Annotated in this window: 5 protein-coding genes; 4 read left to right on the top strand and 1 reads right to left on the bottom strand. The window is 37.2% G+C overall.

The window, feature by feature from the left end:
* Positions 1 to 175 precede the first annotated feature (175 nt).
* Both BFL01S_RS01655 and BFL01S_RS01650 read left to right on the top strand, forming a co-directional pair.
* Complete coding sequence (locus tag BFL01S_RS01655; protein ID WP_035320210.1) at positions 176 to 766, top strand: DedA family protein; 591 nt, start codon at positions 176 to 178, stop codon at positions 764 to 766.
* Between the two features lie 71 nt (positions 767 to 837).
* The gene (locus tag BFL01S_RS01650) at positions 838 to 1,638 is read left to right on the top strand and encodes an EcsC family protein (RefSeq protein WP_025908473.1); all 801 of its coding nucleotides are present in this window, start codon (positions 838 to 840) and stop codon (positions 1,636 to 1,638) included.
* 87 nt (positions 1,639 to 1,725) lie between these two features.
* On the opposite strand, the gene BFL01S_RS01645 is transcribed toward BFL01S_RS01650, so the two are convergent.
* Positions 1,726 to 2,943: a GntP family permease gene (locus BFL01S_RS01645; protein ID WP_412762058.1), complete on the bottom strand. Its 1,218-nt coding sequence runs from the start codon at positions 2,941 to 2,943 to the stop codon at positions 1,726 to 1,728.
* A 484-nt stretch (positions 2,944 to 3,427) separates the two neighbouring features.
* On the opposite strand from BFL01S_RS01645, the gene BFL01S_RS01640 reads away from it, so the two are divergent.
* Complete coding sequence (locus BFL01S_RS01640) at positions 3,428 to 4,906, top strand: sigma-54 interaction domain-containing protein (RefSeq protein ID WP_235859191.1); 1,479 nt, start codon at positions 3,428 to 3,430, stop codon at positions 4,904 to 4,906.
* A 409-nt stretch (positions 4,907 to 5,315) separates the two neighbouring features.
* On the top strand, positions 5,316 to 6,314 hold the full coding sequence (gene bioB, locus BFL01S_RS01635) for a biotin synthase BioB (protein ID WP_025908477.1): 999 nt from the start codon (positions 5,316 to 5,318) through the stop codon (positions 6,312 to 6,314).
* Positions 6,315 to 6,470 lie beyond the last annotated feature (156 nt).

The following is a 6,470-nucleotide window of genomic DNA, read 5'->3' as shown; positions in this document are numbered from 1 at the left end:
GTTCAGGTTTTTTGTTGGGATTTTTTACAGAACGACTCGTTAATTCGTTAGATTGACAGCATTCGTTCTTTTTTTACTTTTCAATTAAAGGGGATTAATATACAATTATGACTTGTGAAGCTTTAAAATATCACGTTTTGTTATAGAGCAGTAAGTTAACTAAGGAGGAAGTCGTTTGTTAGAAACAATTGTTTTATCACTAGTAGAAGCGCTTAAGCAACTTTCGTATTTCGGCGTTATCTTAGCGCTAACGTTTGAATTTGTCCCAGCAGAGCTAGTCTTACCACTCGTAGGATATTGGGTATATCAAGGTGACATGAACCTTTATTTAGCTATTTTAGCGGGAACAGTTGGAGGCGTGTTTGGACCATTAACACTTTATGCTCTTGGTCGCTATGGTGGGCGTCCACTTGTCTTAAAATATGGAAAGTATTTTCTAGTAAAAGAAAAGGAAATCGATGCAGCAGATCGATTTTTTAATAAATATGGGGCAGGAGTAGCCTTTTTTGGTCGCTTTATTCCTGGAGTACGTACAGCCATCTCGCTTCCTTGCGGAATGGCAAAAATGAACGTTTGGCAATTTTCCATTTACACGTTTGTAGCGATGTTACCAATTACTGCCCTTTACGTATATCTGGGTTATAAGTTAGGCCCACAATGGGAAGATGTTGGACCTATTGTATCTCAATATATGCAGCCGATTGGAATTGGACTATTAGTTATCATTGTTATTTTCTTTACGTTTAAATATGTGAAAAAGAAATAAAAAGCATAAGGGAAAAGAGAGCGCCCAGCAAATAAGTTGTCTGGGCGCTTTATGTAGAAAGGGGAAAGCATGTGGAAACGACTGAACAGCTGGCTAAAGAATTAAAGAAGATTGAAAAGTGGGAAAAAAGTCAAAAGGGACTATTCTTTTGGGAAAAGCTGCTTCGCTTACCTTTTGCAGCGCTTGATAAAGTCACGCCTAGGTTTATCCACGAAAAAATAGAAAAGCTTCTTGACGAGGTTGCTAAGTACATTGATAACGGAGGCCAATATTTAGCTAATACTTCCGCTACGTTAGAAAAAGCATCTAAACGTTTAAAAGAAAAAGATTTAACATTAACGGATATTCAGCAGTTATCTATTCAAGAAATGGATGAGTTAGCAAATGCCTTTGTGGAGGCACGTCAAAAAAATGCTAAAATTCAAGGTGCTACGACTGGAATTGGTGGTATCTTCACGCTGGCTATTGATGTACCGTTTGTACTAGGGCTAACTTTAAAAACGCTACAAGAAGTAGCTGTTTCCTATGGATACGACCCGACAAAACAAGAAGAGCGTGTGTTTATGGTAAAGTGCATGCAGTTCTTATCCTCTGACATTGTAGGTAAGCGAGCAATTTTAGAAGAGCTATCAGAAGGGAAGCGAGAACAAAGCTTATCGCAGCTTCAAGGTTGGAGAGAGGTATTTACGACTTATCGAGATAACTGGGGATGGAAAAAACTTTTTCAAATGATTCCTATAGCAGGTATGATCTTCGGTGCTTATGTAAATAAGCAGGCGATTGGAGACATTGGAGAAATAGGGACGATGCTTTATCGTAAACGCCGCATCTTAGAACGATTAGAACAAGAAAAGAATTTACAAGAGTCATAATAAGACATTTCCTGCGAAATAACATTATTTCTAGGGAAATATGTCGATAAAAAAGCATCCTTGCTACTAAGAAGGATGCTTTTTACCTTAAACAATACCGAAGAAAGTGTAAAGTGCAATGATGACAAAAACCGCTAGCGTTTTAATGATCGTAATTGCAAAAATATCTCGATATGCTTGACGGTGAGTCAAACCTGTTACTGCAAGAAGCGTAATAACAGCACCGTTATGTGGAAGTGTATCCATACCGCCTGATGCCATCGAAATAACGCGGTGCATTACTTCAGGTGGTATATTAAACTGATTAATTGCCGCTAAATACTTTTCTGACATAGCGCTTAATGCAATTCCCATACCGCCTGATGCAGAACCAGTTATACCAGCCAATGTTGTTGTAGTCACAGCACCGTTAACAAGTGGATTTGTAAATGTCTCGGAAATTCCTTTACTAATAACACCAAAGCCTGGAAGAGCAGCAATAACGCCTCCAAAACCATATTCAGCACCCGTGTTCATAGAAGCTAACAATGCCCCGCTGATACTGGTGTTAAGACCTGCTTGAAAGTTTACTTTTATCTTTTTCCAATCATACAGTAGTGTCGCAATAATCCCTACTACTAGAGCCATTTGAACTGACCAAATAGCAAGTACAGATGAAAGCTCAACTTTTCCAAAGGAGTCAAGACCAATGGCAGTAAAATCAAAGCCATTTGGATACCAAACAGGCAAAGCCATTGTAAATACTTTATTCATAACACCTACTAAAATGAGTGGTACAAACGCTAAGATTTGACGAGGCAAGGCTGGTTTTTCACTTTTCGTACTTGTTTCTTCTTCTCCCATTGTTACATCATTTTCTAGCTTCTCAGCTGCAGCTGCGGTTTCGTTGTCAAAGCCGTAGTACCCTTCACCAGCAGCTTCTGCTTTTTTACGACGAGCTTCTAAATACTTCATCCCTACAAGTAAGACGAAAATGGCTCCAATAATACCGAGCATCGGTGCAGCATAAATATCAGTTTTGAAGAAAGTAGTTGGAATAACGTTTTGAATCTGTGGAGTACCTGGTAAAGCATCCATTGTAAACGTAAAGGCACCTAATGCAATCGTTCCTGGAATAAGCCTTTTAGGAATATTGGCTTCTCGAAATAGATTCGCTGCAAATGGATAGATAGCAAAAACAACAACAAATAAGCTAACTCCACTATAAGTTAGAATCGCTCCCATGATGACAATAGCTAAAATTGCACGCTTTGCACCAACAACTTGTACAATTGTTTTAGCAATCGTTTCAGCCAACCCTGACATTTCAACGACTTTACCAAAAATAGCCCCTAGTAAGAAAACGGGAAAATAAAGCTTGATAAATCCTACCATCTTTTCCATAAAAATATTTGAAAAGAAAGGTAATACATAGCTTGGCTCAGTTAGCACAACAGCAAAAAGTGCACAGATCGGTGCAAATAAAATAACTGAAAATCCGCGATATGCGACAAACATTAAAAGACTAAGTGATAAAAGGATAATAACTAGTTCCATTTCAAATCCCCCCTATAGCGTTCTTTATTTTATTAAATCGATATAATCCTCCTTTTATTTTTAAAAAAAATGTAAGCGTTTACTTGATGAAATATATTTGCAAGATTTGTGCCAACTTCTAAAAATCAGACAATAATAAACAAAGTCTGGATATTTGAATAGAAATATAGAGAAGTATAATTTTCATTTCCGAAAAACCGGAATATGAGAGATGTTTACTTCCGCAAATCCGGAAAAAATCCGTTTTTCCGGAATGAAAACAATTGTACAAGGAGAATTTGGTATAATAGATAGTAGAAGCGTGTACATAGGAGGAGCGATGGTGGCTAATAAAAATCGAATTCCTGATAAATGGTTTGAAGAGATTTTAAATGTAGCAACAGAATGGATCGTTGTAGTAAATGTTCAGGGTGAAATCCTTTATATAAATAAAGCTTACTGTGAGTTTTTACATACGACTGTTGAACAAGCAATTGGACGCTCTGTTCAAGAAGTGATTGAAAACTCAAGAATGCATATTGTGACTCAAACAGGCCAAGCAGAAGTAGCTAGCATTCATTTTATTAAAGGGAATGAGATGATTGCAAATAGATATCCTTTATATGTAGACAATGAATTAGTTGGAGCTGTGGGAACGGTAATGTTTCGGAATGCTAAAGATTGGCTAGCTTATTCTGAAAAAATACAGCCTCTATTAGAAGAATTAAATTATTATAAGAAAAAACTTGAGCACGAATCGGAAAGTAAATATAGTTTTCAAGATCTTATTGGAGACAATGAAAGGTTTCTCTTGGCTAAACAGTTAGCTGAAAGAGTGGCCAACAGTAAATCTGCTGTTTTGTTATTAGGAGAATCTGGGACTGGGAAAGAATTATTTGCTCACGCAATTCACCAAGCGAGTTCGCGGTGCTTCTTTCCGCTTGTTCGAGTCAACTGTGCATCTATTCCTCAGCAACTTTTAGAATCTGAACTGTTTGGGTATGAAGAAGGTGCGTTTACAGGTGCTCGTAGAGGAGGGAAAAAAGGAAAATTTGAGCTAGCTCATAGAGGTACAATCTTTTTAGATGAAGTAGGTGATATGCCTCTTCAAATGCAAAGCAAGCTGCTGCGTGTGGTACAAGAGAAAGAGCTAGAACGAGTTGGGGGGCAAAAAACCATCGATATTGATGTGCGAATTATTGCCGCTACCCATCGAAATTTAGAAGAAATGGTGGAAAAGGGTGAGTTTCGAAAAGATTTATATTATCGCTTGAATGTTATTAAAGTTGATATCCCACCTCTTCGCGAGCGAAAAGAAGATTTACCTGAAATTGCTTATGTGCTGTTAAAAAAACTAGAGCGGCACTTTCATCGCCCTGATCTCAAATTATCAAACGAGGTGTTACAGCAGTTACAAAAGCATTCGTGGCCTGGCAATATACGTGAATTAGAAAATGTATTGGAGAGAGCTGTTAATATTTTAGATGGTCAAACTATTCTCTTATCTCATTTACCTTTATACCTTCAAGACCTTGAAGGAGGCAATCAAGGTATAAAAAAAGAAAGCAAAGGCTTAGTGATGACAGAAAAGGATGAGGTCCCATCATTAAAGGACGTGGTGGCACAAGCCGAAAAAGAAGCAATCGTAAAAGCTTTAAAAAGTACGAATGGAAACAAACAGCAAGCAGCTAAGCTCTTAGAAATTGGTAAAACAAGCTTTTATGATAAATGTAAGCGATATGGAATTGATTAAAAGCATGATGCGCATAAATCATGCTTGTTTTGTTTAAAGCAAAAAAGTACTTTTATTTCGTTAGTTATTTACCATTGAGAGAAAGTAGTTTTACACATAAAAAATTTGCGGTATTTGTATCCAAATCAATCAATTCAATCACCTATTATTCAATGGCACGAAAATGAAAGTGCAGAAAATGCCTCACTCTATTTAATTAACACATTATTTGCAGTTCCGCATGTTAGTATTAACTTAAAGCACTTAAGCTATGAACACTCTCAGCTATTATCTTATTGGATTACATTTTGGAAGAATCATAGCAACCTTCTAAATGTTAACTTATTTATATATTTTGTTGACATTTATCTATGGAAAATGTTAACTTTTATTTTATATAGATTAACATATTTAGAGGGAGGGGATTGCCATGAAAGCAGCCTATATAAAGGATTGGGGAAAACTAGCTAATCAGGTTATTGAAGAAGGATACGCCCTAACAAAAGAAGAAGCTCACCAAATACTAACTGTTCCAGATGAACAAATTTTAAACATTATGAATGCCGCTTATCAAATTAGGCACCATTACTATGGACGGAAAGTAAAGTTAAATATGATTATTAATACAAAGTCGGGACTGTGTCCGGAAGACTGTGGTTACTGTTCACAGTCTATTATTTCAGAGGCACCAATTGATAAATATGCTTGGTTAACACAAGAAAAAATCGTTGAAGGTGCATTTGAAGCAAAGCGCCGTAAAGCGGGTACATACTGTATTGTTGCATCAGGACGTCGTCCGACGGATAGAGAAGTAGAGCACGTTATTGGTGCTGTAAAACAGATTCGTGAAGAAACGGATTTGAAGATTTGCGCCTGTTTAGGGTTTTTAAATGATGATCAAGCCTCTAGGCTAGTAGATGCAGGCGTACATCGCTACAACCATAACTTGAACACACACGCTGATCATTATGATGAAATTTGTTCTACACATAGTTATGACGATCGAGTTGATACCGTGCAAAAGTCAAAACAAGCCGGATTATCTCCTTGCTCAGGTGCTATTTTTGGAATGGGTGAGACGGAGGAGCAGCGAGTAGATATAGCTTTTGAGATAAATAGGTTAGATGCAGACTCTATTCCGTGTAATTTCCTAGTTTCAGTGCCAGGCACACCGTTAGAGAATCAAAAATCCCTTACTCCGATGCAGTGTTTAAAAATTTTAGCGATGATGAGATTTGTAAATCCGACAAAGGAAATTCGTATTTCCGGTGGCCGAGAAATTAACCTTCGCTCGTTACAACCATTAGGGCTATTTGCGGCTAACTCGATTTTTGTTGGAGATTATTTAACAACAGAAGGACAAGAGCCAACGTCAGATTGGCAGCTGATTGAAGACTTAGGGTTTGAGATTGAAGAGTGTGCACTATAAAAAGTGGCGATTACATCTTTGTAATCGCTCTTTTTTTGTTTACAAAACATCTATTCCACCTTTACAAAACTATACACTTTCTTCACAGTGGCTTTATATAGACAAGCTAACATAATAACTGTGAAAGACAAGTGAATAGATAACCGGTTATGAATA

Origin of the sequence: Priestia flexa NBRC 15715 (assembly GCF_001591565.1) — a bacterium.
Taxonomy (GTDB): Bacteria; Bacillota; Bacilli; order Bacillales; family Bacillaceae_H; genus Priestia; species Priestia flexa.
The sequence above is the reverse complement of the archived record's forward strand: the minus strand, read 5'-3'. Positions and strand labels throughout refer to the sequence as shown.